This is a genomic window from Stutzerimonas balearica DSM 6083 (genome assembly GCF_000818015.1).
GTDB classification, from domain to species: Bacteria; Pseudomonadota; Gammaproteobacteria; order Pseudomonadales; family Pseudomonadaceae; genus Stutzerimonas; species Stutzerimonas balearica.
Window position 1 is genome coordinate 1906833 of sequence record NZ_CP007511.1, and the last position, 25994, is coordinate 1932826.

A 25994-nucleotide genomic window follows, 5' to 3' on the forward strand; every position below is an offset into this window, starting at 1 on the left:
TTCAGCCCTCCCGGCTTTCGAAGTCGATGCGCGGATCGACCAGGGTGTAGGTGAGGTCGCCGATCAGCTTGACGACCAGACCGAGCAAGGTGAACAGGAACAGCGTGCCGAACACCACCGGGTAGTCGCGGTTGATCGCTGCCTCGAAGCTCAGCAGGCCCAGACCGTCGAGCGAGAAGATCACTTCGATCAACAGCGAGCCCGTGAAGAACATGCCAATGAAGGCCGCCGGAAAGCCGGCGATGATGATCAGCATGGCGTTGCGGAAGACGTGACCATAGAGCACCCGATTCTTGCTCAAGCCCTTGGCGCGCGCGGTGATCACGTACTGTTTGTTGATCTCGTCGAGAAAGCTGTTCTTGGTCAGCAGCGTCAGTGTGGCGAAGTTGCCGATGACCAGCGCGGTGACCGGCAGCGCGAGATGCCAGAAATAGTCGAGGATCTTGCCGCCGAGCGTCAGGTCGTCGAAGTTGGCCGAGGTCAGGCCGCGCAGCGGGAACCAGTTCCAATAGCTGCCGCCGGCGAACAGCACGATCAGCAGAATCGCGAACAGAAACGCCGGGATCGCATAGCCGACGATGATCACCGAGCTGGTCCAGACATCGAAGCTGCTGCCGTGCCGGTTGGCCTTGGCGATACCGAGCGGAATGGACACCAGGTACATGATCAGCGTGCTCCACAGCCCCAGCGAGATCGATACCGGCATCTTTTCGAGAATCAGCTCGGTCACCTTGGCGTCTCGGAAGAAGCTCTCGCCGAAATCCAGCCGCGCGTAGTTGCTGAGCATCAGCCAGAAGCGTTCGGCCGGTGGCTTGTCGAATCCGTAGAGCCGCTCGATTTCGGCGATCAGCTCGGGATCCAGGCCTTGCGCGCCGCGGTAGTTGTTGCCGGCGGCGGCGACTTCCGAGCCACCGCCGGCGATACGGCTGGTCGCACCTTCGAAGCCCTCGAGCTTGGCGATCGCCTGCTCGACCGGCCCGCCAGGCGCTGCTTGGATGATGATGAAGTTGATCAGCAGGATGCCGAACAGCGTCGGCACGATCAGCAGGAGACGTCGAACGATGTAGGCGAGCATCAGCGTTCCGACTCCGCGGGTGCCTGCGTCGGGGTGGCCGGGGCCGGTTCCTCGGGGCGCGTCCACCAGGTCATCAGGCCGATGTCCTGGCGTGGCGTCACTTGCGGGTGTGCCAGGTGGCTCCAATACGCCACGCGCCAGGTCTTGATGTGCCAGTTGGGTACGACGTAATGCCCCCAGAGCAATACACGGTCGAGGGCTCGGGTATGGGTAATCAGCTCCTGGCGCGTGTCGGCGGCGATCAGTTGCTCGACCAGCGTGTCGATCGCCGGGTCTTTCAGACCGATGAAGTTGCGGCTGCCGGGGTTGTCGGCGCTGACCGAATGCCAGTACTCGCGCTGCTCGTTGCCCGGCGAGTTGGATTGGCCGAAGCCGCTGACGATCATGTCGAAGTCGCGCGAGCGCAGGCGGTTGACGTACTGCGAGACGTCTACCCGGCGAATTTCCAGCTCGATGCCGAGGTCGGCCAGGTTGCGTTTGTAGGGCAGCAGGACCCGCTCGAATTCGGACTGCACCAGGAGGAACTCGAGTTTCACTGGCTTGCCCTGGGCATCGACCATGCGGTCGTTCTCGACACGCCAGCCGGCCTCGGTGAGCAACTGATAGGCGCGTCGCTGCTGCTCGCGGATGATGCCGTTGCCGTCGGTGACCGGCAGCTCGAACGGCTTCTCGAAGACTTCGTCGGGAATCTGGCCGCGCAGCGGTTCGAGCACCGCGAGCTCATCCTTGCCGGGCAGACCGGAGGAGGCGAGCTCCGAGTTGTCGAAATAGCTGTGGGTACGGAAGTAGGCGCCGTTGAACAGCTGCCGGTTGGTCCATTCGAAGTCGAACAGCAATGCCAGCGCTTCGCGGACCCGCCGGTCCTGCAGCAGCGGACGGCGGATGTTGAAGATGAAGCCCTGCATGCCGGTGGGGTTGTAGTTCGGAATTTCTTCCTTGATCAGGCGACCTTCGTGCACGGCGGGAATGTCGTAGGCGGTTGCCCAGTTCTTTGCGCTGGTTTCCAGCCAGTAGTCGAACTGTCCGGCCTTGAATGCCTGGAGCGCGACGGTGTTGTCGCGGTAGTAGTCGAATACCAGCCGGTCGAAGTTGTAGAAGCCACGGTTCACGGCGAGGTCGCGACCCCAGTAGTCCTCCACGCGCGCATAGCTGATCGAGCGGCCTGGCTGGACTCGCTCGACGCGATAGGGGCCGCTGCCGAGTGGCGGCTCCAGGCTGCCGGAAGTGAAGTTGCGCTCGGCCCACCAGTGCTTGGGCAGCACCGGCAGCTGGCCGAGGATCATTGGCAGCTCGCGGTTGCCGGCATGTTTGAAGTCGAAGCGAACCTGGCGCTTGCCTTCGACCACGACCTTGTCGACGTCCGCATAGTAGGCCCGGTATTGCGGTGCGCCCTGGCTGATCAGGGTCTCGAAGGTAAAGGCGACGTCCTCGGCGGTGACCGGCTGGCCATCGTGAAAGCGTGCCTCAGGGCGCAGATAGAAACGCACCCAGTCGTTTTTCGGGCCACGCTCGATCTTCTCGGCGACCAGCCCATAGACCGTGAAGGGTTCGTCGAGGCTGTTGGTGGTCAGCGTGTCATAGATCAGGCCGATGTCTTCGGCCGATACGCCCTTGTTGATGAAGGGGTTGAGCGAGTCGAAGCTGCCGAAACCGGCCTGCCGCAGGACGCCGCCCTTGGGGGCGTCAGGGTTGGCGTATTCGAAGTGCTCGAAGTTCGCCGGGTACTTGGGCGGTTCGTCGTACAGCGTGAGGGCGTGACGGGGCGCGGCGCCTGCCAGCGTGCAGGCGCAGAGCAGGCCGAGCAAGGCGAACTGCTGGGCGAGTCGTTGCATGGGACGGTTCATTGAGCCTTCTCCAGGCCTTTCAGCCACCAGGCGCGCAGCCCCAGGGTGTAGGGCGGCGTGGTCTTGTAGGCGAAGCGGTTACGGTACGCCAGCCGATGATGGCCGATGTACCAGTTGGGAATGGTGTAATGGTTCCACAGCAGGATCCGATCGATCGCGCGCGTCACGGCGATCTGCTCGTCCCGGCTCTTGACGGCCAGCAGCTGGCTCAGCAGATCGTCGATCACTGGATTGGCGACGCCGGCGTAGTTGCGGCCGCCTTTGACGTCCACCTGGCTGGAATGGAAATACAGCCACTGCTCCTGACCCGGGCTCAGGCTCTGCGCCAGCGTGGTGAGAATCATGTCGTAGTCATATTGATCCAGGCGCTGCTTGTACTGCGATGCGTCGACCGTGCGCAGGTTCGCCTCGATGCCAACCCTCGCGAGGTTCTGGGCGTAAGGTTGCAGAATTCGCTCAAGGCGCGGGTTGACCAGCAGTATCTCGAAGCGCAGTGCCTCGCCGCGCTTGTTGCGCAACCCCGATTCGGTGAGCTTCCAGCCCGCATCGCGAAGCAGTTCGAGTGCCTGGCGCAGCGTCTTGCGCGGAATACCGTGGCCGGCGGTGCGGGGAAATTCGATTGGCTCGCTGAACAGTTCGGCAGGTAGTCGATCCCGGTAGGCCGACAGGGCCAGCCACTCACCGCCCTCGGGCAGCCCGGTGGCGGCGAACTCGCTGTTGGGGTAGTAGCTTTCGCTACGCCGGTAGGCACCGTAGAACAGGGCCCGGTTGGTCCATTCGAAGTCGAACAGCAGCCCGAGGGCCTGGCGGACGCGGCGATCGTTGAAGATCGCGCGGCGGCTGTTCATGAACAGCGCCTGGGTCTGAGTCGGGATCTGGTGCGGGATTTCGGCGCGGATCGCATCGCCGCGCGTGACCGCGGGGAATTCGTAAGCCGTCGCCCAGTTCTTCGCCTGGTGTTCGATATAGAAGTCGAACTCGCCGACCTTGAAGGCTTCGAAAGCGACGATGTCGTCGCGATAGAACTCCACTTCAACGCGATCGAAGTTGTACTTGCCACGGTTGACCGGCAGGTCCTTGCCCCACCAGTTCTTCACCCGCTCGAATACCAGGCGACGGCCGGGTACCACCTGGGCGATGCGATAGGGGCCGCTGCCCAGTGGCGGCTCGAACGTGGTGGCGCGGAAATCCTTGCCCTTCCAGTAGTGCTGCGGCAGCACCGGGAGTTCGCCGAGGCGGCTGATCAGCAGGGGATCGGGGCGCTCGAAGACGAAGCGGATACGGTGACGGTTGAGAATGTCGACCCGTTTGACGCCCTTGAGGTTGGTACGGAACTGCGGATGGCCTTCCTTGCGTAGCACGCGATAGGAAAACGCGACGTCATAGGCGGTGATTGCCTTGCCGTCGTGAAAGCGTGCCTCGTCCCGCAAGTTGAAGACCACCCAGCTGAAGTTATCGCTGTACTCCACGGACTCGGCGATCAGGCCGTAGCTGGAGGTGGGTTCGTCACCGGAGGGGTCGTAGATGCCACTGCCGACCATCAGCGGCTCGTTCATCTCGCTGATGCCGTAGGCGAAGAAACCGGGGGTGGCGCTCGGACTGGTGCCCTTGAAGGTGTAAGGGTTGAGCGTGTCGAAGGTGCCGGAGGCCATCAGGCGTACCCGACCGCCCTTCGGCGCGCGCGGATTGACCCAGTCGAAGTGCGTGAAGCTCGAGGGATACTTGAGATTGCCGAACTGCGCATAGCCATGGCTCTGCGTGATGGTCGCCCAGACCGGCGGGCTGACCAGCAGGCAGCTGATTATCGCTAAAAGAAATCGCATCAGATGGAGGACCCGATCCATGGTGCTTTCAGGCTTTTCGGGTCGGTACAGTAACAGCTTGTCCGTGCTGGAAAAAGCGCGGGCTCCTCGGGCAAACTGCGGGTGATTTCATTGCGCCGCCATCGCGGCAAGGTGGCATTTCTTGCCCGTACATACCCAGGGTCTGCAATCGTGGATCGAGCGCCTCAACCAGTCTGAGTTGCCGGCGCTTGCCTCGGTCGTGACGGACCTCCAGCGCCTGACCCAGGCCGAGCACGCGTCGGTGCAGCAGCTCGCCGACGTGCTGTTGCGCGATGCGGCGCTGACTTCCAAGGTGCTGCGAGTGGCCAATAGCAGCTACTACAACCCCTCGCAGGAAGTGATCAAGACGATCTCCCGGGCGATCGTGCTGATCGGCTTCGACAACGTCCGTCTGATCAGCCTGTCGGTCAGCCTGGTCGACGGGCTGCTCGATCGCGCGCCGCGGCACCAGCTGCTGGAGCTGCTGGCGCGCTCCTTCCATGCGGCCGTGCAGGCACGCAATCTGTCCGGTTACCTGATGTCGCGAAGCGAGGAAGAGGTTTTCATCGCGGCCTTGTTGTGCCATGTCGGAGAGCTTGCATTCTGGGGCTGTGGGGGCACGCAGGCCGATGAATTGGCCGAGGCCCTGGCGGTACCGGGTGTACTGGCGGACGAGGCTGTGCAACAGGTGCTTGGCACCAGCTTCCGTCAACTCACGCTGGGGCTGGTCAAAAGCTGGAGCCTCGGTGAACTGACGGCGCTGGCCCAGGGGGCGACAACGGTCCAGGACAGCCGCGCGCGGTCGGTGACGCTGGGTGTCAGGATCAGCGAGGCGGCGCTCGACGGCTGGGAGAGTCCGCGGATGGCCGCCTTGGCCGCCGAGTATGCCGATCTGGCCGGCATCAGCGAAGCAGACGCGCTGCAGCAGATCCTGGCCAGTGCCGACGAGGCCGTGCAGGTAGCCTCGACGTTCGGTGCGAGCAAATTGTGCCGGTTGATCCCCAACACGGATCCGGAACAGATTCGTTTGCAACAGATGCAGCGACAGGCGGCGCTGCTGCAGCCCGATCTGCTGGTGCTGCAACAGGCGATGCAGGACCTGGGACAGATGGCCTGTGCAGGCAGCGATGTCACGCTGATCCTCGATGCGTTGCTAAAGGGGCTGCACCGGGGAGCGGGCCTGGAGCGCGTGATGGTGGTCGTGCTCGCCGACAAGCAGACGCGCTTTCGCGCACGGTGCGCCGTGGGGGAGGGTACGCAGAGCTGGCTCGAATCCTTCAGCCTGCCAGCCGAACAGCCGGAGTTGCCGCATATCTTCAGTTACGTGCTGCGCCACCGTCAGCCGCTGTGGATGGGCGTACCGGCCAGTTACAACCTGGCCGAGCTGGTCACCCAGCCGATTCGCCAACTGCTCGGCAACGGAATGTTCTTCGTTGCGCCGCTACTGGCGGGCACCCGGGAAATCGGCGTTATCTACGCCGACAGTCGGCTGTCCGGGCGGGCACTCAAGCACGAGCAGTTCGTCGCGTTTCAGCGTTTCGCCCAGCTGGCCGGGCGCTGCCTGGGGGCTTTGGCCGGTCGGGGCTGACCGGCGCTTCTCAGGGAAGATAGAGCGTCAGCAACTGACCGGGGCGCAGAATGCCTGTGCCGTGCGGGTTCCAGTTCTTCAGGCTGGCGATCTTGACGTTGAAGCGTCTGGCGATCTCGTACAGCGAATCGCCGCTGCGCACCTTGTAGTAGGTCGGCTTGCTCTTGGTGCCAGCCGCGGTTTTCTCCAGGAATAACGCCTGGCCCACCTTCAGCTGGCTGCCCGCCAGACCGTTCCATGCCTGCAGGTCGCGCACCGATACGCCCTGGCTCTTGGCGATATCCCAGAGGTTGTCGCCAGGCTTGACGCGGTAGCTGCGCGGCGTCGTCGCGCCGGAGCGGGCGGCCACGGCGTCCAGCAGGCGCGGCGTCGACCCGCTGGCACTGGGGATGGTCAGCGTCTGGCCGATACGAAGCGTGTTGCTGCGCAGACGGTTGACTTCCTTGAGCGTACGCACGCTGACCTGATGCCGGCCGGCCACTCCACTCAGGGTATCGCCCGGGCGAACCCGGTACTGCTGCCAGTCCACCAGATCCTGCGGCTTCATGCGCGCCAGGTTTGCCGCCAGCGTTTCCGCCTTGCTCAGCGGAACCAGCAGCTGCGGCGGGCCGTCGAGGGTGATCCGGCGCGTGAAGGCCGGGTTGAGCTGGATCAGCTCGTCCTCGTCGATGTCGGCCAGCTTGGCGACGCGGGCCAGGTCCATGCGCTGCTTGAGCGGGACGACTTCGAAATAGGGCTCGTTGGCGATCGGACTCAGGCTGAGGCCGTAGGACTCGGGCGTCTTGATCAGCTGTGAAAGGGCGAGCAGCTTGGGTACGTAGTCACGCGTTTCGCTGGGTAGCGGCAGGTTCCAGTAGTCGGTCGGCAGGCCCAGCCGCTGATTACGCTCGATTGCCCGGCTGACCGTGCCTTCCCCGGCGTTGTAGGCGGCGAGGGCGAGCAGCCAGTCGCCGTTGAACAGGCCGTGCAGGTAATTGAGGTAGCGCAGGGCGGCGTTGGTCGAGGCGGTGATGTCGCGGCGCCCGTCGTACCAGTTGGTCTGCCGCAGATTGAAATGGCGTCCCGTCGAAGGGATGAACTGCCACAAGCCAACGGCATGCGCGGGCGAATAGGCGAACGGATCGTACGAGCTTTCGATGACGGGCAGCAGGGCCAGCTCGAGCGGCATATTCTGCTCTTCGAGGCGTTCGACGATGTAATGAATGAACGGGCTGCCACGTTCGGTGGCGACTTCGACATTGGCCGGGCGGCTGGCGAACAGCAGGCGCTGCTGTTCGATGCGGGGATTACCGTCGATGTAGTCCTGCAGCTGGTAACCGTCGCGGATGCGCTCCCAGATGTCTTCATGGACTACGGGGCGGACGGTATCGCTCAACCAGATGGGATCGGCACGCTGGGTAACCTGACGACCGAGGCTCATGTCGTCCTCGGCGTCGTGCCGGGCATTGCTCTGACAACCTGCCAGGGCGATGCACAGGGCCAGTGCAATGGCCCGGCCGGTAGTCACCAAGGCGTCTGGTTCGCAGCGTTTCCTGGGTTGTGGCGGCATGGGCGTGGCCTTCCGGGGCACAAAATTCGGGCGATTCTAGAAATGCCCTCCCGGGGGGTCAAGTTTGCCGGGTCGATTTCGGGATGTCGTCGACGCTGCTCAGAAGCGATCTTTCCAGCTTCGCAGGGCCGCGAATACCGCGACTTCCTCCTTCAGTTCGTGGCCCGCCTGTACGCTTGCCGAGCGGGCTACGGCGGTGTCCGCAGTGCGCAGGAAGGGGTTGGTCTGCTGCTCCAGTGCGAGGGTTGAAGGCAGGCTGCAGCGACCAGCCTCTCTCAGTTGGGAAACATCCTGAAACCGCTTTTCGATCGCCGGGTTGTCCGGCTCCACCGCACGGGCGAAGCGCAGATTACTGAGCGTGTACTCGTGCGTGCAGAACACCTGCGTGTGTTGCGGGAGCGCAGCGAGTCGCGTCAGTGACTGGAACATCTGCTCTGGCGTACCTTCGAACAGGCGGCCGCAACCTGCGGCGAACAGGGTATCGCCACTGAACAGTACGGGTTGGTTGGCGTCTGCGTCGTAGTAGGCGATGTGTCCCAGCGTGTGACCGGGCACGGCGATGATCTGCAGACTGCGACCCAGCACTGCGACCTGATCGCCATCATCGAGCGCCATGTCTCGCCCGGGAATCTGCTCGTGAGCCGGGCCGAGCACTCGAGCACTGGTGCGTTCCTTGAGCGCCAGCACGCCACCGACATGGTCGTGATGGTGATGGGTGATCAGGATGTCGCTGAGTTGCCAGTCCGGATGCTGCTCCAGCCAGCGCAGCACGGGCTCGGCATCGCCGGGATCGACCACGGCGCAGCGGCGCGAGGCGCTATCCTGCAGGAGCCAGATATAGTTGTCGGAGAAGGCGGGTAGGGCTTCGATGATGGGCATCTCGGGGTGCTCGCCAGACAGTGGACAAAGGCGCATGCTAGCAGCCCGGGGCGAAAGTTGAAGCCGCCCCGCATCTTGCGCAAGCTGTCCGCGTGAACCTGATACGGAGCCTTGCCATGACCGATCATTGCTGCACCAAAGCGCCCGATCAGGCGATGCGGATTGCCGAGTCCGCCAGGCTGTGGTTCGAAACGCCGCCGGGGCAGCAGTTGTTGCGCCAGGAGCAGCAGGCTCTGGAAGAGGCGCTGCAGCGCTGCTTTGGCAGTTATCTGGTGCATTGCGGCCCATTCGCCGGAGTGCCCTTGCAGGCGCAGAAGATCAAGCGCTGCGTTCGCCTCGGCGCACCAATGGACGGGGTCGAGATCCACTGCGACGAGCAGGCCTGGCCGATCGGTGAGCATGCCGCCGATGTGGTGGTCTTGCAGCACGCGCTGGATTTCTGCACCTCGCCACATGGCCTGCTGCGCGAAGCGGCGCGCAGCGTCAGGCCGGGTGGTCATCTGCTCATCCTCGGCGTGAATCCGTGGAGCCTATGGGGCGCCCGTCATCTGACCGCCCGTGACGGCTTTCGCCAGGCGCGCTGCATTCGCGCTTCGCGGGTCGGGGACTGGCTCAATCTGCTGGGGTTCGCGCTGGAGAATCGTCGCTTCGGATGCTATTGTCCGCCGCTTTCCTCGAGCGACTGGCAGGCGCGACTGGCTCGTCTCGATCGGCTTGGTAATCGCTTGCAGGCCCCGGCCGGCGGCTTCTACTTGCTGATGGCACGCAAGCTGATGATCGGGCTGCGGCCGCTGCGTCAGCAACGCCGAGAGCGCATGGGCAAGCTGTTGCCGATGCCGGTCGCCAAGGTCAGCCGTCGCAACGCCGAGTAGTCTTGTCGAGCGCACGCCTCGAACCCTTTGGACATACAGCATTTCATGAGTGACGACCTGGTCGAGATTTACACAGACGGTGCCTGCAAGGGTAATCCCGGCCCCGGTGGCTGGGGCGCCTTGCTGATTTACAAGGGCGTCAAGCGCGAGCTGTGGGGTGGCGAGGCGCAGACCACCAACAACCGCATGGAGCTGATGGCGGCGATCCGCGCGCTTGCCGAGCTCAAGCGACCCTGCAAGGTCCATCTTTGCACCGATTCGCAGTATGTGATGCAGGGAATCAACGACTGGCTGCCCAACTGGAAGAAGCGCGGCTGGAAAACAGCCAGCAAACAACCGGTCAAGAATGCCGATCTGTGGCAACTGCTGGATGAGCAGGTGAATCGCCATGAAGTGACCTGGCAGTGGGTCAGGGGGCACACAGGCCATCCGGGCAACGAGCAGGCCGATCTGCTGGCTAACCGTGGTGTGGTTCAGGCCAAACGACAACCCATTGTGTAACGAGCGAGACCGATGCGCAGCGTAGTTCTGGATACCGAAACGACAGGCATGCCGGTGACCGATGGTCACCGTGTGATTGAAATCGGCTGCGTCGAGGTGATCGGCCGGCGTCTTACCGGGCGGCATTTCCATGTCTATCTGCAGCCTGATCGAGAGGTCGATGAGGGCGCAGTGGCGGTTCACGGGATCACCAACGAGTTTCTCGCTGACAAGCCGCGCTTCCGTGATGTCGCCGACGAGTTCTTCGAATTCATCCGCGACGCGCAGCTGGTGATTCACAACGCGGCGTTCGATATCGGCTTCATCAACAACGAGTTCGCCTTGCTCGGGCAGCGTGACCGCGCCGAGATCACCGACCACTGCACGGTGCTCGATACCCTGTTGATGGCGCGTGAGCGGCACCCGGGCCAGCGCAACAGCCTCGACGCGCTGTGCAAGCGCTATGGGGTCGATAACTCCGGCCGCGATCTGCACGGCGCCTTGTTGGACGCCGAGATTCTTGCCGACGTCTGGCTGACCATGACTGGCGGGCAGACCAACCTGTCCCTGGCTGGGGATGGTGCGGACAATGCCGGCGGTCGTCCCCAGCCCAGCCCGATCCGTCGTCTGCCGGCTGATCGTCAGCGCACGACCGTGCTGGCAGCCAGCGAGCAGGAACTCGCCGCCCACATGGCACGCCTTGCGGCAATCGAAAAGGCCGCTGGTGCGCCTGCCCTGTGGAGCCAGCTCGAGAGCTGACCACTCCCGCCCTTCGAACAGGCGGCTGTCGCATGGCATTGTGCTATCTTTGCCCGCCGTACGGCCTGGCACGTGCTGCGATGCGTAACCATTGACCAAGTCACCGCCCGGTTCGGCACAAATGCCGCTCGTCTTGTTTGGCGTGCGCTTCGTGCCGTCTGTCGGCTGAGCTATCGTTGTTGAGCGAATTTCCTACAGGCGCAATTGTGTAGGAGATCGCCCATGCCTGACGGCTCGCAGTGGTTATTGCGCCGCGCAATTCCCGGACGGGCGGCGTGTGCTTGCGTCGCCAGGGCGCAGGTGGCGGCCGATGTTTTTTGCTAAAGTTCGCGGCCTACGAAAAAGCCAGTAGCCAGCCAGCTTTGGTTCTGATTGACGAGGTGTTCTGCTTGATTAGAGTGCTGGTGGTCGACGACCACGATCTGGTGCGTACTGGTATTACCCGTATGTTGTCCGATATCGATGGCCTCTATGTGGTCGGTCAAGCGGACTCCGGCGAGGAGGCCATTCGCCGGGCGCGCGAGCTCAAACCGGACGTGGTCCTGATGGACCTGAAAATGCCTGGCATCGGCGGTTTGGAAGCCACTCGCAAGCTACTGCGTAGCAATCCGGACCTGAAGGTCATCGCGGTCACCATCTGTGAAGAGGATCCTTTCCCCACCCGTCTGCTGCAGGCGGGTGCCGCTGGATATCTGACCAAGGGCGCAGCGCTTGACGAGATGGTCAGGGCCATTCGCATGGTGTTCGCCGGCCAGCGCTACATCAGCCCGCAGATCGCTCAGCAGCTGGCGCTCAAGTCGTTCCAACCGCAGACCAGCGCCTCGCCGTTCGACCTGCTCTCCGAGCGTGAGATCCAGATCGCGCTTATGATCGCCAACTGCCAGAAGGTCCAGGCCATTTCCGACAAGCTCTGTCTTTCTCCCAAAACCGTGAACACCTATCGCTACCGCATCTTCGAGAAACTGGCGATCAGTAGTGATGTGGAGCTGGCGCTGCTGGCCGTCCGCCACGGCATGGTCGACACCGTCAACTGATGTCCGAGCGGTTCGATGCTTCAGCCTTCCTGGCCGCCTGCAGCGGGCGACCGGGCGTTTATCGAATGCTGGATGCCGACGGCAAGCTGCTCTATGTCGGCAAGGCAAAGAATCTCAAGAAGCGACTGGCGAGCTATTTCCGCAAGACCGGCCAGGCGCCCAAGACGGCTGCGCTGGTTGCGAAGATCGCCCAGGTCGAGACGACCATCACTGGCAATGAAACCGAGGCGCTGCTGCTCGAGCAGACGCTCATCAAGCAGTGGCGGCCGCCGTACAACATCCTGCTGCGTGACGACAAATCCTATCCCTATGTATTTCTTTCTGCAGGTAAATACCCGCGCTTGAGCATTCATCGCGGCGCGAAGAAGGAGCCGGGCCGCTATTTCGGGCCCTATCCCAGTGCCGGCGCGATTCGCGAGAGCCTTGGGCTGTTGCAGAAGGCATTCCTGGTGCGCCAGTGCGAAGACAGCTATTTCCGCAATCGCACGCGGCCCTGCCTGCAGTACCAGATCAAGCGTTGCAAGGCACCCTGTGTGAATCTCGTCGCGGCGGAAGAATATGCCGAGGACGTCAGGCACTCGGTGATGTTTCTCGAGGGGCGCAGCAATGCGCTGGCCGAGGAGCTTTCGCGCAACATGGAGCAGGCGGCGCTGGCGCTGGATTTTGAGCGCGCTGCGCAGATTCGCGACCAGATCGGCATTTTGCGCCGTGTCCAGGATCAGCAGAACATCGAGGGCGGCACCGGCAATGTCGACATCGTTGCGGCCAGTGTCAGCCCCGGCGGGGCTTGCGTACACCTGATCAGCGTGCGGGGCGGGCGAGTGCTCGGAAGCAAGAATTTCTTTCCGCAGGTGGCGATCGAGGAGAGCGTCGGTGACGTGTTGCTGGCATTCCTCGAACAATATTATCTGGGCTCCGCCGAACGCGATCTGCCAGGCGAGCTGATCGTCAACGCCGCCCATGAGGATTATCCGACGTTCATTGCGGCCATCGCCGAGCTACGTGGCGCCGAGCTGAGCATCGTGCAGCGCGTCAGAGGAACGCGAGCGCGCTGGCAGCAGATGGCGCTGACCAATGCCGAGCAGGCACTGACTGCCCGGCTGGCCAACCGTCAGCATCTTTCGGCACGCTTCGAGGCGCTGGCCGATGCACTCGGGCTGGACGAGCCTCCACAGCGCCTGGAGTGCTTCGACATCAGCCATTCCAGTGGCGAGGCCACGGTGGCCTCCTGCGTGGTATTCGGCCCGGAGGGGCCGCTCAAATCCGACTACCGGCGCTTCAACATCGAAGGCGTCACGGCGGGCGATGACTATGCGGCGATGCATCAGGCGTTGTCGCGGCGCTTTCGCAAGGTGGCCGAGGGAGAGGGCAAGCGGCCGGATATCCTGCTGGTGGATGGCGGCAAGGGCCAGCTCAATATGGCGCGCGAGGTATTGGCCGAGCTTTCTCTGTCCGACCTGATCCTGCTCGGCGTGGCCAAGGGCGTCACTCGCAAGCCTGGCTTCGAGACGCTTTACTTGAACGATGTGGCTCACGAATTCACCCTGCCGGGCGACTCACCGGCACTGCACCTGATCCAGCAGATCCGTGACGAGGCGCATCGCTTCGCGATCACCGGGCACCGGGCTCGGCGAGGCAAGGCGCGGCGGACCTCCAGCCTCGAAGACGTGCCGGGGATCGGTCCGATGCGGCGGCGAGAACTGCTCAAGCATTTTGGCGGTCTGCAGGAATTGTGCAGAGCCAGTGTCGACGAGATTTCCAAGGCGCCGAGCATCAGCAAAAAGCTCGCCGAGTCGATTTATGCTGCGTTGCACAGTGAGTAGAATCAACGTCTTTTCCGCAGCTCAGTGGTACCGATGAATATTCCAAACCTGCTCACCGTACTGCGTGTACTGCTGATTCCCTTCTTCATACTGCTGTTCTATCTGCCGTTTCACTGGAGTTATCTGGCGGCAAGCGCGGTATTTACCGTGGCTGCGCTGACCGACTGGCTCGACGGTTATCTGGCGCGCCGGCTGCAGCAGAGTACGCCGTTCGGCGCCTTTCTCGATCCGGTGGCCGACAAACTCATGGTGGCTGTGGCGCTGGTGTTGCTCGTGGGCGAGCATGCGAACCTGTGGCTGACTCTGCCTGCGGCGATCATCATCGGGCGGGAGATCGTCGTATCGGCGTTGCGTGAGTGGATGGCCGAACTCGGCGCCCGGGCGCAGGTTGCGGTTTCCAGCCTTGGAAAATGGAAGACGGCAGCGCAGATGGTGGCGCTCGTCATCCTGCTGGCCAACCCGCCAGCCCTTACCGTCTGGGTCGGCCTGGGCTACGCGCTGTTGATCGTCGCCGCGGCGTTGACGCTCTGGTCGATGGTCAACTACCTGGTAGCGGCCTGGCCGCATCTGAGCCCCTCCGAGAATAAATAAACTTTCTTTAATCAAGGGCTTGACGAGGCTTTGCGGAGCGCTAAAATGGCGCCCGTCAACACGACAACGCGGGAATAGCTCAGTTGGTAGAGCACGACCTTGCCAAGGTCGGGGTCGCGAGTTCGAGTCTCGTTTCCCGCTCCAGTTTAAGGCGCGCCGCAGTTCAGATGCGGCGCGTGCGTTTTGAGGCCGGTTGGCAGAGTGGTTATGCAGCGGATTGCAAATCCGTGTACGCCGGTTCGATTCCGACATCGGCCTCCATATCAAGAGCCCCGCAGATGATGAATCTGCGGGGTTTTTTGTTTCTGGCGCTAAAGTGCCTCAGCGCAGGCGGCGCACGCCAACTACCAGCCAGAACAATAGGCCGAGCAGCGGAAACAGGGCGATGCCCAGTGCCCACATGGCTTTCGAGCCGACACTGCGTTCGCTCTTGAATACGCTGATGATGGCCAGAAGATCGAGGACGATCACCAGCACAGCACCGGCGATGGCCAGGTAAGTCGTCGTGTCGGACATGCGCAGCTGCTCCTCTCAGGCTTTCTGCCTCAGGCCGTACATACATGCCTCGGGTTCCTTGGGCCGGCGCTGTTTGGCCGGTGAACGGCGCCGATTGGGCGAGCGGGTGGTGATCGCGCAGTCGCTCGAGTTCGCCAGATGCTGGCTGTCACGGGCGGCTACCGGCTCCGGCTCGATGCAGCTTTTTCGGGCCCTGCCGGGGCGCAGGCTCACCGGGGATGATCCTCGGGCTCGGGACCGCTACCAATCCAGATCCTGGCCTGGCCGGAGTGGCTGACGTCCGCCTGGCTCTGGCGTAACCCTGGACGACCGGGGCGGCGCTGGCGATTCTGCTGATGCGGACGCCTTCATTCGCAGCGGCTTTGTTGTGCGAGAGCCGCGTGACGTTCGTCGCCAGGCTCTAGCCGGCCGATAAGCGGGCATTTGCCGGGGCGTGGCGCTGGCATAATGCCAGTCCCCGCGAGTGCATCGCACAGGATGAATAGCCATGACCGTTGAGCGTTACTCCATCATTCTCGAGGCGCGTGACCAGACGCTGCTGTCGCGCGCCACGCGAGAAGAGGTCGAGCAGTTCTGGGACGAGCACGATGCGCTCTACTTCGGGTTGCGGATGGAAGCCGAAGCACACGGGCATTGGCTGGTCTACGTGACCGAAGAGATCCCCGAGGACGAACGGCTTCCCTGCGAAGCCTGATTGCGGCGGGCGGATATCTGCGCTCATCGGCTATGGGCGGCGTGCCCGGCGATCGGTAAGCTGTGCGATTTCTCGTCCATTCGGTCAAGAGTCGTTCTGACTTAGGCAACATTGCCTGGCTTGCCGGATATCGATGGCAGGTAGGCAAAACAATGCGATTGAAGTGGTCTGCGGTTCCCTGGGTGTGTTTCGCCATGTGCGTCGGCGTCATGGGGACCGCACTGATTTCGCCCTTGTACCCGCTCTATCAGACGCTGTGGTCGCTGCGCACCAGTGAGGTGTCGCTGCTCTATATCGTCTACATGCTCGGCGCGCTGGTAGGCCTGCTGTTCATGGGGCGCCTGGCCGATTCCCAGGGTTTTCGCCCGGTCATGCTTTTCGGGCTGGCGCTGGGCTGGGGCGGCACGCTGCTGTCGATGCTGTCATGGGATCTTGGCGCACTTGGCGCCGCTCGCTTCGCTGTGGGCCTGTCGTCGAGCCTCATCGTCACCAGTGCCTCGGTAGGGTTGATGCAGGTCTTGCGCACGCGCAGCCCTCAGTACGTCTCCACGCTGACCAGCTTTCTCCTCGCCTTTGGCTTCGGGCTCGGGCCGATCAGCGGCGGCCTGACGGCACAATGGCTGCCGCAGCCGCTTGTCACGACCTACATTCCGACCCTGCTGCTCGGGGTGTTGGCTATTTACGGTCTGCTCAAAGTGCATGCGAATGAGCCTGGTGCTGCCGCAGCGTTTCGTTGGCAGGCACTGGCGCCGAGGCTGACCTGGCCGGAACGTCGCGATACCTTTGCCTTTGTCCTGACCTGTTGCTGCCCGTTCTTCGCGTTTGGTGTGTTTGGCTTGTACGCCTCGATGTCGCCGCTGTTCATCGACAAGATGCTGCCCTGGCATGGCCCTGCTGTCAGCGGTTGCTCGATCGGAGTGATCCTGATGATGTCGGCTGCGGTCCAGCTGCTCAGCGCCCGCCTGAGCCTGCATTGGTGCGGCTCGCTCGGCTTGCTCGCCGTGGTACTGAGCAACGCCTTGCTGGTATTCAATTTCCAGGCGATGTCGGTGGCGCTGTTCGCCGTTGGGGTGCTCGCTGCCGCCGTTGGCCACGGCCTGTGCCTGCTGGCCGGCATCAGCATGGTCAACCGTATCGCCAGCCCGGCGCAGCGCGCCGGATTGATCTCCACCTATCTGGTCAGCGGCTATGTCGGCAGTATCGCGCCACTGCTAGGCGCGGGCTGGCTGGCTGATCATTTTGGCCTGCAAGCCGCGATTACCGCACTGGGCCTGGGCGTGGTCGCCACTGCCTTGCCGGCAGGCGTGGCCTTTTTGCGCCATCCGCGCATGCGCAACGACTGAATCCATAGAGGCCGTGCGCCAGCGCGGGCAGCTTGCCGGCCTGTAGTCAAATGGCGCTGATCGCACTCACGCTGCAAATGCGTCCATTCCATACCATTTCGTAGTGGGCAGCCTGAATGATGGCTGTCACCGGTCGCGGCGTCATTAGCGCCCAGCAAGCGTGCCCCGGATGGCGCACCGAGTGATAAAACAGGCCCGGGCAACCCTCCTGCCTGGCCCGCCGGCCGAGCAGCCGAGCGTCGGTATAGTCGTCCGGGTCATAGATCGGGTCGCTGACGGGCAGGGCGGTGGCATCGAGCATGCCGGCTTCACTGAACTGGCAGGACAGCCCGCGAAAGACGAAGCGCTCGTAGCTCAGCCCATCGACTGCTGACCAATAACGATCCTGGTGGTAGCGCACTTCGGCGATGGCCGTCTCCATGGTATCGGCCAGGTAGAGCACGCCATAGGTGCCGTCACTGAACCGCGAACCCGCCGGGTTGACGTGCGTAAAGGGCGCCGTCGCATAGGAACAGCCAGGAATACCGAAGGGAATCTCCTGGCGCGGAATGAGCTCGAGCTGGCCGATCTCGTTACGCAGCCGAGGGTTGGTCAGCGCCTGCAGTTGAAAGAGCGTTTCGAACTCATCCGCGTCGGCAACGTCATCGAAAAGCGAGATCGGAGGAAACTTCGAGTTGGCCAGCCGATAGGCTTGCCGCTGCGCAGGGCCTTTGCGCCGCAGCTGGTGCGGCGCTACCACTGGGCACCGCGCAGGCTGTCGATACGTCTGAATGCCTCATACAGGGAGATCATGTCACCCTGGGCCATGACCTCGAGTGGAGAGCGCCCATTGAAGAACTCGTTGTGGTTCGGCAGCCGGGGAAAGCCGTAGACGTTGTCCGGATTGTCGAAGATCAGTCGCAACGCCGCGTGGATGTTGAGGATGAAGCTGATGCGCTGCAGCTGATCCGGATCGAGACTGACCGACCAGCCTCGATTGTCCGCCCGGGCCCTTGCATAGGTGCTGCGGGAAATGCGCAGGATGCTGCAGGCCTGTTCGGTGGAGGCCTGCCATTTCTCGAGTACGTTCAGCGCGGCCCGAAGACCGGCCGCGCACTGGTCTTTGGAAAAGTTCGCTGGTTGTAAAATCGCTGACATGTGCCGTTCCTGTGTGTCCATGGATACAAATATAGCAGTTGTTGTATCTGAGGACAAAAAAGGAAGGGCTCGATCGTTTGCCGAAAAAGCGCCCCGAAGCCGGCGCTGCCGACTGCCAAGCGAAAGCCATACCCGTTCTGCCTTGCCGGTTGCGCCTGCGAGGGAGGCTGGTTATAGTCCTGCGCCCACCACGCATCCCGCCCGGATGGCGAAATTGGTATACGCAAGGGACTTAAAATCCCTCGTCCGAAAGGATATGCGGGTTCGACCCCCGCTCCGGGCACCAATACTCCTGCAACATCCCGCACGCTTCGCCTGAGTGCCTTGTGCTCGGCGCGTCGAGCGTCGTTTTGACCTATGCGCCAGCCTTCCTCTGTTCGCGGTTGCTGTCGCAGCGTTCGTACTCAATCGATCAGCCACCACGACGGCAGCAGGCGCAGGCTTCTCGCTTGGGCGAAGCGGTCGTCGATCAGGTGGATCACGCCGCTATCTTCGGGCGTGCGGATTACTCGGCCGGCCGCCTGGATCACCTTCTGCATGCCCGGGAAGAAGTAGGCGTAGTCATAGCCGGCGCCGAAGCGTTTTTGCATGCGCGCCCTGATCTGCTCGTTGACCGGGTTCACCTGCGGCAGGCCGAGGGTGGCGATGAACGCGCCGATCAGGCGAGTGCCGGGCAGGTCGATGCCTTCGGCGAAAGCGCCGCCGAGCACGGCGAAGCCGATGCCGCGGCCGTCTTCGGTGAAGCGCTCGAGAAAGGCACTGCGGGCCGCCTCATCCATGTGCCGGGTCTGCAGCCAGCAGGGAATGTCGGCGTGTAGTTGGCAGAACAGATCGGCGACCTGCTGCAAGTAATCGAAGCTGCTGAAAAACGCCAGATAATTACCCGGTCGTTGCCGGTACTGCCGTGCCATGCGCTCGACGATAGGGTCGAGCGAGGCCTGGCGGTCGGCAAAGCGCGTGGACACATCGCGTGCAAGATGCACGGTCAGTTGCTCGCCGCGGAACGGTGGCTCGACGTCGAGCCAGGCGTGCACGGCGGGGATACCGAGCGTGTCCTGGTAGAAGTGCCTTGGTGTCAGGGTTGCCGAGAACAGCACGGTCGAGCATGCCTGAGCTATGCGCGGTTCGAGGAAGGGGGCGGGAACGACATTGCGCAGGCACAGGCGCGACGCCCGCCGCTGGCCCTTGACGAGCAGTGTGCAGTCGATGAGCGAGTGATCGCCGAAGAGTTCGGCGATGCGGCAGAAGCGCATCGCCGAGAAACAGGCCTCGCGCAGTTCAATGCCCAGTGCATCGGGTTTTTCGCCGAGCAGTTCGGTGGCCTCTCCAACCAACTGCTGCAGCGCAGCCAGCAGCTTGGCGGGCAACGCCGGCAGTACGGCGTAATCGTGCAGTTGCTCGCGGTGGACCTCGTTCCAGCAGCGTCCGACCCTGCGCAGCGCTTTCGCCAGCAGCGCCGGGGCCTGCCCGGCCAGCCCGCTGAACATGCGCTGGTCGAGCTCGGCACTGTACATGCCGCGAGCGCGTTCGAGCAGGTTGTGGGCTTCGTCCACCAACACGCCGACGCGCCATTCGTTGGCCTGCATCAGGCCGTGGAGCAGGGCGCTGAGGTCGAAGTAATAGTTGTAGTCACCGACGATCACGTCGGCCCAGCGGGCCATCTCCTGGCTGAGGTAGTAGGGGCAGACCTGGTGCGCCAGGGCAATCTCGCGCAGTGTCGCCTGGCACAGCGAGCCGCGGCGAACCGCCGCCAGCCGCGCCGCCGGGAGCCGGTCGTAGAAGCCGCTGGCCAACGGGCAGGACTCGCCGTGGCAGGCTTTGTCCGGGTGTTCGCAGCTTTTCTCCCGGGCGATCAGCTCCAGCACGCGCAGGGTCGGTACCTGAGCGCTTTCCAGACGAGCGAGTGCGTCCAGCGCCAGTGCGCGGCCAGAGGTTTTCGCCGCCAGGAAGTACAGCTTGTCCAGCGCTTGCCCGGGCATTGCCTTGAGCAGCGGAAACAGCGTGCCGAGCGTCTTGCCGATGCCGGTCGGAGCCTGCGCCAGCAAAGGCGTGGCGGTACAGGCAGACTTGTATACGGCTTCGGCGAGTTGCCGTTGGCCCTGGCGAAAGCTGGGGTAGGGGAAGCCAAGGGCAGCCAGCAGCCGATCGCGTGTTTGCCGATGTTCCAGCTCCTGCTCGGCCCAGGCGAGAAAACGCTTGCATTGAGTTTCGAAGAATTCACGCAGCGCATCGGCGTCGTGATACTCGCTGATAGTGGTCTCCTTCTGGGTGAGTATGTCGAAGTAGACGAGCGCCAGCTCGACGCCCGGTAGCTGGCGAGCCTGGCACAGCAGCCAGCCGTAGACCCTGGCCTGCGCCCAGTGCAGCTGACGATGATTGGCCGGTTGCCGCGCCAGATCGCCGCGGTAGGTCTTTATCTCTTCGAGGCGATTGCGCTCGGGGTCATAGCCGTCCGCGCGGCCACGCACCGTCAGGCTCCGGTAGCTGCCCTGCAAGGCGACTTCGCGCTCATAGCCGGCTGCGCGCCGGGACGTCACGCGCTGATGCCCGGCAATCCCCTCCTGCGCCGTTGGCGAAGGCGTGAAGCGAAGGTCGAGGTCGCCCTCCTTGGCGCTGAACTCGCACAGCGCACGCACCGCGACGCGGTAGGCCACGTTCAGTCCGCCCGCGCCACGTGGCAGACGCTGATCGGCAGCTCGTGCCGCAGGGCGTATTCGATCCAGCGCTGCTGGTTGTCTTGCAGCCGGTCCCCGGGCCCCTTGACCTCGATCATGCGATAGCGTCGCTCGGCCGGCCAGAACTGCACCAGGTCCGGAAGCCCGGAGCGGTTGCTCCGCACATCGGTGAGCATGCGCTGGAAGATCAGCTTGAGATGGTGCGGCGCGATGCATGTCAGCGCCTGCCCCAGCAGCTGTTCGCCGACTACGCCCCACGCCACGAAAGCGCTGTGGATGCCGGACTTCTCGCGATAGGTTCGCCAGATCCAGCTTCGATAGGCATCAGTGTCCAGACGCGCCAGGCATTGCCGGAAAAGCGCGGCTCGGCGCTGATAGAAGTCCGGCCGGTCCAGGTCCGCTGGCGCCCAGTGGAAGGGGTGGAAAAAGGCACCAGGTAGGGGGGCGAACAGGGCGTCCCAGCAGAGCAGACCGAACAGTGAGCCGAGCAGGGCGTTCTCCACGTAATGCACGGGCGCCTTAGGCTGGCTCAAGTGGTCGCGCACCGCTTGCTCGACGCGGATGCCGTCCAGGGCCAGCCTGAGATCCAGCCGCTCGACGGTCGCACGTCGTTGGCGCGGCGCTGAAGCTCGACCCAGGCAGCGCTGCAGTCGGGGTACGATGCGCTGCAGGTGCTGCGCCTCCTGTTCGCTCTCCGGCGCGGCGGCCGCGCGCTCGGCAAGTTCGAGTGCCGCCTCGGGCTGATCGCAACGCTCGAGTACGCGGATGGCGCGTTCGCGCGCGCCCGCATAGGGGTTTTCGGTGTGAACACGCAAGGCTTCGGCCAACTCGCCCTGGCGCTCCAGTTGCTGGCCGACGCGCAGCAGCAGTTTGCCGCGCCGTGCTTCGAGCCAGGGATTGGTGAACGCCTCCCGCGGAATCGCTTCCAGCACGTCCGCCACTGGCTCGCCGCGCTCGAATGCCTCGCGACAGCGATGCAGATGCAGATAGGCATCGATGTCCTCGCGGCGGTGAAAGGCGCGAAAAGCCGGGGAAAAATCCACCTGCTCGTAGCGATAGATGCCCAGGTCGGCGAGCACGAATTCAGACCAGTCCTGGCGTAGATTGCCAAAGAACATCAGTCGCAGGCGCTCGCACCAGTCGCCGATGCATAGCTGGAAGACGCGATCGCCAAGTGCCGGACACCAGTCGCCCAAGGCGCGCTCGCCTGTCAGCCTTTCGCCCAGATGGTCGAACAGCTCGCTCTTGCGCATCCCGCTCATGCCGGTCAGGGCGAAGGCGCGCAAGAGCTCTGTTTTGTTCAGCAAGGCGAACAGCTGTGCGCCGCTCAACAAGGGTGCGGTGTCGAGCCAGCCGAGCGCGGCCAGCGGATCGGCTGCGGCGTGTGGGCAGCCGATCTCGGCGTAGTCGAGCTTGCTGGCGCGAAACAGCTCGCCCTTGCGCATGACCATTCGCACCAGCAGGGCACGTGAAGCTTTCGGCAGGTCGGCAAAGGCCGCGACAAAGGCGCGCTCGGCCTCGTCCAGCAGGTCACCGTGGCGCTGGAACACCCAGTCGAGCACCTGCTGGAAGTTGTCGAGGTAATAGAACGGATTCGGTAGGGATGCGCGCATGACACCGGGGACGCCAGGCCCCAACGACGACTGAATGGGGCTGGCTATTTATACAGGTCTCTGGCGCTTTGGCAATGCCCGGTCGATCAGCGGAGCAGTCGCTACCCCGATGCGTGAGCACCGGAGTAGCCGGGCCTCATACGGTCCGCGAGAAACGGCCTCGCTGTTCGCCACCGAGGTAGGCGTCGAAGGCCATCGCCACGTTACGCATCATCAGCTGGCCCTGCGGCATGAGCTCCAGTGCCTGGTCGGTGATGCGCACCAGGCCGTCGGCGACATGCTCGTCGAGCTTGGCCAGCGAGTCGGCGAAGTACTCGGTGAAGTGGATACCGTGCCTCGCCTCGATCGCCGCGAAGTCGATCCGTCCATGGCACATCAGCGCAACGATCACGTCGCGACGGATGCGGTCATCCTCGCTCAGCTGATAGCCGCGATGCACCGGCAGCAGGCCCTCGTTCAGGCGCGCGTAGTACTGCGATAGCTCCTTGACGTTCTGGCTGTAGCTGTCGCCGACCTTGCCGATCGAAGAGATGCCCAGGCCGATGAGGTCGCAGTCGGCATGGGTCGAGTAGCCCTGGAAGTTGCGTTGCAGCGTGCCGTTGGCACGCGCCAGGGCCAGCTCGTCATCCGGCAGCGAGAAGTGGTCCATGCCGATATAGACGTACCCGGCGGCGGTCAGTCGGCGAATGGTCAGCTCGAGCAGCTCGAGCTTGCGCTCGGGCGGCGGCATGTCCTCGGGGCGGATGAGCTTCTGCGCGCGCACCAGCTCAGGCAGGTGTGCGTAGCTGTAGGCGGCAATGCGGTCCGGGCGCAGCGCGATGATCTTGTCCAGGGTCGTATCGAAGCTCTCCACCGTCTGCAGTGGCAAGCCGTAGATCAGGTCGACGCTGACCGACTTGAACTTGGCCGCGCGGGCGGCCTCGACCAGTTCGCGGGTCTGTTCCTCGCTCTGGATGCGGTTGACCGCCGCTTGCACTCGGGCGTCGAAATCCTGCACACCGAAGCTCAGACGGTTGAAGCCGAGTGCGCGCAATTCCTGGATCTGCTGCGGGCTGATGGTGCGCGGGTCGACCTCGAGGGAAAACTCGTGATCGTCGCTGTCGTCCATGTTGAACGCCTGGTGCAGCGTGGCCATCAGGTCGGCCAGCTGCTCGCTGCTCAGATAGGTCGGCGTGCCGCCGCCGAGGTGCAACTGGGTCAGTTTGCGCGAGCGGTCGAACAGGGCCGCCTGCATGGCAATCTCGCGCTTGAGGTAGTCGAGGTACTCGGCGGCCCGCTCGGTCTTGTGGGTGATGATCTTGTTGCAGGCGCAGTAGTAGCACAGGCTCTTGCAGAACGGGATGTGGATGTACACCGACAGCGGCTTGGGCGGCGTAGCCTCGTTGCTGGCGCGTGCGGCGTTGCGGTAATCATCGGCGGCGAAAGCCTGGTGAAACTGCGGGGCGGTCGGGTAGGACGTGTAGCGCGGGCCGGGGCGGTCGTACTTTTCAACCAGCGCGCGGTTGAACGTGGGTGTCTGGTCCATGGAAGCGGTTCACCTTCGAATGCTCTTCTTAAAGGCGGCGCGGTGCACGTAAGGCCGGCCGTTCGTCTAGGCGCGAATTATCACCGATCCGGCCGCATCGACCGACTGTTTCAGATCAAGAAGACCTGAGTTGGCGACCACCTGCAGTCCGGGTGGCCGCCAATCGCCTGGGCTCAGAGGCGGAACTGGCCGACCAGGCGCTTGAGCTCGGCGGCCAGCTGCACCAGTTCTTCGCTGATCTGCGAAGTCTGCGTGGCGTCGGCCGAGGTAGTGTCGGCGATCCGGCTGATGGTGGTGATGTTGCGGTTGATCTCTTCGGCGACCGCGCTCTGCTGCTCGGCGGCGGTGGCGATCTGCGTGTTCATCTCGTTGATCGTGCCCACCTCGTCGGCAATCGCGCCAAGGCTTTGCGCGGCGCGAGCCACGCAGTCCGAGCCGGAGCGCGCGCGCGATTGCGCGGCGACCATCGCCTGTACGGCATTGCCGACGCCCTGCTGCAGCTGCTCGATCATGTGCTGAATTTCTTCGGTCGACTTCTGCGTGCGCGAGGCCAGCGTGCGCACCTCGTCGGCGACCACGGCAAAGCCACGCCCCTGCTCGCCGGCGCGGGCCGCTTCGATGGCCGCGTTGAGGGCGAGCAGGTTGGTTTGTTCGGCGATGCCCTTGATCACGCCGACCACGGTGTCGATGCTGGCGCTGTCGGCTTCGAGCTGACGCACCACTTCGGCCGCCTTCTCGATGTCCTGGATCAACGTGTCGATGCCATCGAGCGCCTCGCTCGCAACACGCACGCCGGCCTTGGATTCGTTGTCCGCGCCGGTCGATGCCGTGGCGGTCTGGCTGGCGTTGCGGGCGACTTCCTGCACCGTGGCGCTCATCTCGTTCATCGCCGAGGCGACCATGTCGGTCTCGCTGCGCTGTTCCATCACCGCGCCGAGGGTTTTCTCGGCCACGTTGGAAACCCGTCCCGAGACGTCGGTGAGCTGCTGGGTGACCGCCGCAACGGCCTCCAGGCTGCCGCGGAATTTGCCGATCATGCGATTGAAGGCCGTTGCCATGGCGCCGATTTCGTCGTGCGCGCCGACCGTCACGCTGCGGCTGAGGTCCTCGTCGCGGGTCATGGCTTCCATGGTGTGGCGCATGTCGGTGATGCGGCTGATGATCACCCGGCGCACGGTGTAGATCATCACCGCGACGCCGGCGAGCAGCAGGACCAGCTGTACGGCACCGAGCAGCTGCAGGTTGCGGTTGACCTGCTGGTCGAGTGCGTCGAGGTCGTAGGCGATGCGTACGGCGCCCATGACGCTGTCTTCCGGAACCTGATGGCAGCCCAGGCAGTTGGTGCCGCGATAGTCGCTGTGCGCAAGGATCGGGTTGATGACCGTCAGCACGCGGCGCCCGTCGTCCTGCTTGGTGACCTTGACGATGGCCTCGCCGGTCAAGGCTGCACGATCCAGCGCATCGACCGGCGCCTGGTGATCGAAGCCGGGGCCAAAGGTCTTGATCACCGGCTCGCCGCGGATGATGCGGGCGTCGATCACGCCTGGGCGCGCCAGTGCCTTCTTACGCAGAACTTCGCGCTGGGCCATGGTGCCGGTCAGCATCATGGTGTTGATGCTGTCGAAATAGGAGTCTGCCGCGTCCTTGGTCTGTTGCTCGACGACCTGCAGCACGAGTTTCTTTTCGGCGTCGGCAGCAACGAACAGGGAGGCCGACATGATCAATACCAGCACCGCCAGCAGCGCCAGGTTGATCTTGGTTTGAACGGACATTTGCCGGGAAGCGGAGGTACTGGTCATGGTTTTCCTTGGGTCCACTGCTGCGGGCGTGTGATCCGGCCGCTCGACCTGTTCTTGTAATTCGACGATTCGGCGCGCAGGCGACAGAGCTTGCCTTGTTCGCCCAAGCTATCGGCGCAAAGTCCCTGATCTTTAGGAGGTTTTACGCCCATCCAAAGTTGGATGGTGGCGATATGATATTGAAGCACGCTCGCCAGGTAAGGGCGGCTTCGACCAATGGCCGACGCAAACGCGCTTGCCTTGATCCAGGTCAGCCGAGGCGGCGGTTTTCCGGCAAGGAGCAGTATTTTTTCGTAAGCGCGAGCGGCAGCATTTACAGCCGCCTGGACGGGACGTAGCTTTGCCGGCGCATCGGCGGGCATCGCCCTGGTGAGC

At 63.5% G+C, this 25994-nt stretch carries 22 protein-coding genes and 3 tRNA genes; 12 read left to right on the forward strand and 13 right to left on the reverse strand.

Annotated features, from left to right (window positions below; genetic code table 11):
• Position 1 precedes the first annotated feature (1 nt).
• The 3 genes from CL52_RS08770 to CL52_RS08780 are packed head-to-tail and all read right to left on the reverse strand — an operon-like array spanning position 2 to position 4742.
• The gene (locus CL52_RS08770; RefSeq protein WP_041105780.1) at positions 2–1075 is read right to left on the reverse strand and encodes a microcin C ABC transporter permease YejB; all 1074 of its coding nucleotides are present in this window, start codon (positions 1073–1075) and stop codon (positions 2–4) included.
• Positions 1075–2907 carry an extracellular solute-binding protein gene (locus CL52_RS08775; protein WP_235366405.1) on the reverse strand — a complete coding sequence of 611 codons (1833 nt, stop codon included), beginning with the start codon at positions 2905–2907 and terminating at the stop codon, positions 1075–1077. Before CL52_RS08775 ends, CL52_RS08770 begins: the two co-directional genes overlap by 1 nt.
• 8 nt (positions 2908–2915) lie before the next feature.
• Complete coding sequence (locus tag CL52_RS08780; RefSeq protein ID WP_043223052.1) at positions 2916–4742, reverse strand: extracellular solute-binding protein; 1827 nt, start codon at positions 4740–4742, stop codon at positions 2916–2918.
• Positions 4743–4884: 142 nt separating this feature from the next.
• Here CL52_RS08780 and CL52_RS08785 point away from each other — a divergent pair, with 142 nt between their 5' ends.
• Entirely contained in the window at positions 4885–6330 is a 1446-nt protein-coding gene (locus tag CL52_RS08785) for an HDOD domain-containing protein (protein ID WP_043219915.1), read from the forward strand.
• A gap of 10 nt (positions 6331–6340) precedes the next feature.
• On the opposite strand, the gene CL52_RS08790 is transcribed toward CL52_RS08785, so the two are convergent.
• Together CL52_RS08790 and gloB are read right to left on the reverse strand one after the other, a co-directional pair.
• Positions 6341–7879 (reverse strand): lytic transglycosylase domain-containing protein, encoded by a 1539-nt coding sequence (locus tag CL52_RS08790; RefSeq protein WP_082041980.1) that lies wholly within the window; start codon positions 7877–7879, stop codon positions 6341–6343.
• Between the two features lie 99 nt (positions 7880–7978).
• Complete coding sequence (gene gloB / locus CL52_RS08795) at positions 7979–8758, reverse strand: hydroxyacylglutathione hydrolase (RefSeq protein WP_043219917.1); 780 nt, start codon at positions 8756–8758, stop codon at positions 7979–7981.
• A 116-nt stretch (positions 8759–8874) separates the two neighbouring features.
• Here gloB and CL52_RS08800 point away from each other — a divergent pair, with 116 nt between their 5' ends.
• The 8 genes from CL52_RS08800 to CL52_RS08835 all read left to right on the forward strand — a co-directional run bounded on the left by CL52_RS08800 (position 8875) and on the right by CL52_RS08835 (position 14578).
• The gene (locus tag CL52_RS08800; RefSeq protein ID WP_043219920.1) at positions 8875–9630 is read left to right on the forward strand and encodes a class I SAM-dependent methyltransferase; all 756 of its coding nucleotides are present in this window, start codon (positions 8875–8877) and stop codon (positions 9628–9630) included.
• 45 nt (positions 9631–9675) lie between these two features.
• On the forward strand, positions 9676–10131 hold the full coding sequence (gene rnhA, locus CL52_RS08805; RefSeq protein ID WP_041105771.1) for a ribonuclease HI: 456 nt from the start codon (positions 9676–9678) through the stop codon (positions 10129–10131).
• A gap of 12 nt (positions 10132–10143) precedes the next feature.
• On the forward strand, positions 10144–10869 hold the full coding sequence (dnaQ, locus tag CL52_RS08810) for a DNA polymerase III subunit epsilon (protein ID WP_043219924.1): 726 nt from the start codon (positions 10144–10146) through the stop codon (positions 10867–10869).
• Positions 10870–11258: 389 nt separating this feature from the next.
• Complete coding sequence (gene gacA / locus CL52_RS08815; RefSeq protein ID WP_041105885.1) at positions 11259–11903, forward strand: response regulator transcription factor GacA; 645 nt, start codon at positions 11259–11261, stop codon at positions 11901–11903.
• Positions 11903–13726 carry an excinuclease ABC subunit UvrC gene (gene uvrC / locus CL52_RS08820; protein WP_043219926.1) on the forward strand — a complete coding sequence of 608 codons (1824 nt, stop codon included), beginning with the start codon at positions 11903–11905 and terminating at the stop codon, positions 13724–13726. The genes gacA and uvrC overlap by 1 nt, the downstream gene beginning before the upstream one ends.
• A gap of 33 nt (positions 13727–13759) precedes the next feature.
• Positions 13760–14317 carry a CDP-diacylglycerol--glycerol-3-phosphate 3-phosphatidyltransferase gene (gene pgsA / locus CL52_RS08825; RefSeq protein WP_043219927.1) on the forward strand — a complete coding sequence of 186 codons (558 nt, stop codon included), beginning with the start codon at positions 13760–13762 and terminating at the stop codon, positions 14315–14317.
• A 68-nt stretch (positions 14318–14385) separates the two neighbouring features.
• Positions 14386–14461: transfer RNA gene (locus CL52_RS08830), tRNA-Gly, on the forward strand.
• Between the two features lie 43 nt (positions 14462–14504).
• A tRNA-Cys gene (locus CL52_RS08835) sits at positions 14505–14578 on the forward strand.
• Positions 14579–14638: 60 nt separating this feature from the next.
• Here the strand turns inward: CL52_RS08835 and CL52_RS08840 are convergent.
• Complete coding sequence (locus CL52_RS08840) at positions 14639–14833, reverse strand: PLDc N-terminal domain-containing protein (protein ID WP_043219929.1); 195 nt, start codon at positions 14831–14833, stop codon at positions 14639–14641.
• A 487-nt stretch (positions 14834–15320) separates the two neighbouring features.
• Here CL52_RS08840 and CL52_RS08845 point away from each other — a divergent pair, with 487 nt between their 5' ends.
• Positions 15321–15527, forward strand: a complete 207-nt coding sequence (locus CL52_RS08845) for a hypothetical protein (protein WP_043219931.1) — start codon at positions 15321–15323, stop codon at positions 15525–15527.
• Between the two features lie 152 nt (positions 15528–15679).
• Positions 15680–16870 carry an MFS transporter gene (locus CL52_RS08850; RefSeq protein ID WP_052264532.1) on the forward strand — a complete coding sequence of 397 codons (1191 nt, stop codon included), beginning with the start codon at positions 15680–15682 and terminating at the stop codon, positions 16868–16870.
• A gap of 46 nt (positions 16871–16916) precedes the next feature.
• Here CL52_RS08850 and CL52_RS08855 read toward each other — a convergent pair whose 3' ends face one another.
• Together CL52_RS08855 and CL52_RS08860 are read right to left on the reverse strand one after the other, a co-directional pair.
• Positions 16917–17609: an RES family NAD+ phosphorylase gene (locus CL52_RS08855; RefSeq protein ID WP_052264533.1), complete on the reverse strand. Its 693-nt coding sequence runs from the start codon at positions 17607–17609 to the stop codon at positions 16917–16919.
• Positions 17603–18007 carry an antitoxin Xre-like helix-turn-helix domain-containing protein gene (locus tag CL52_RS08860; RefSeq protein ID WP_043219936.1) on the reverse strand — a complete coding sequence of 135 codons (405 nt, stop codon included), beginning with the start codon at positions 18005–18007 and terminating at the stop codon, positions 17603–17605. Before CL52_RS08860 ends, CL52_RS08855 begins: the two co-directional genes overlap by 7 nt.
• Before the next feature lie 199 nt (positions 18008–18206).
• Between CL52_RS08860 and CL52_RS08865 the strand changes: the two genes are divergently transcribed.
• Positions 18207–18293, forward strand: a tRNA-Leu gene (locus tag CL52_RS08865).
• A 118-nt stretch (positions 18294–18411) separates the two neighbouring features.
• On the opposite strand, the gene CL52_RS08870 is transcribed toward CL52_RS08865, so the two are convergent.
• The 5 genes from CL52_RS08870 to CL52_RS21055 form a co-directional block, all read right to left on the reverse strand.
• Positions 18412–20661, reverse strand: a complete 2250-nt coding sequence (locus CL52_RS08870) for an ATP-dependent DNA helicase (protein WP_043219939.1) — start codon at positions 20659–20661, stop codon at positions 18412–18414.
• Between the two features lie 2 nt (positions 20662–20663).
• Positions 20664–22295 carry a VRR-NUC domain-containing protein gene (locus CL52_RS08875; protein WP_043219941.1) on the reverse strand — a complete coding sequence of 544 codons (1632 nt, stop codon included), beginning with the start codon at positions 22293–22295 and terminating at the stop codon, positions 20664–20666.
• Between the two features lie 136 nt (positions 22296–22431).
• Complete coding sequence (hemN, locus tag CL52_RS08880; RefSeq protein WP_043219943.1) at positions 22432–23820, reverse strand: oxygen-independent coproporphyrinogen III oxidase; 1389 nt, start codon at positions 23818–23820, stop codon at positions 22432–22434.
• Between the two features lie 173 nt (positions 23821–23993).
• Positions 23994–25619 carry a methyl-accepting chemotaxis protein gene (locus CL52_RS08885; RefSeq protein ID WP_043219945.1) on the reverse strand — a complete coding sequence of 542 codons (1626 nt, stop codon included), beginning with the start codon at positions 25617–25619 and terminating at the stop codon, positions 23994–23996.
• A complete protein-coding gene (locus CL52_RS21055) occupies positions 25616–25981 on the reverse strand; it encodes a hypothetical protein (protein WP_143008624.1) in 366 nt (121 codons plus the stop codon). Before CL52_RS21055 ends, CL52_RS08885 begins: the two co-directional genes overlap by 4 nt.
• Positions 25982–25994: the final 13 nt, after the last annotated feature.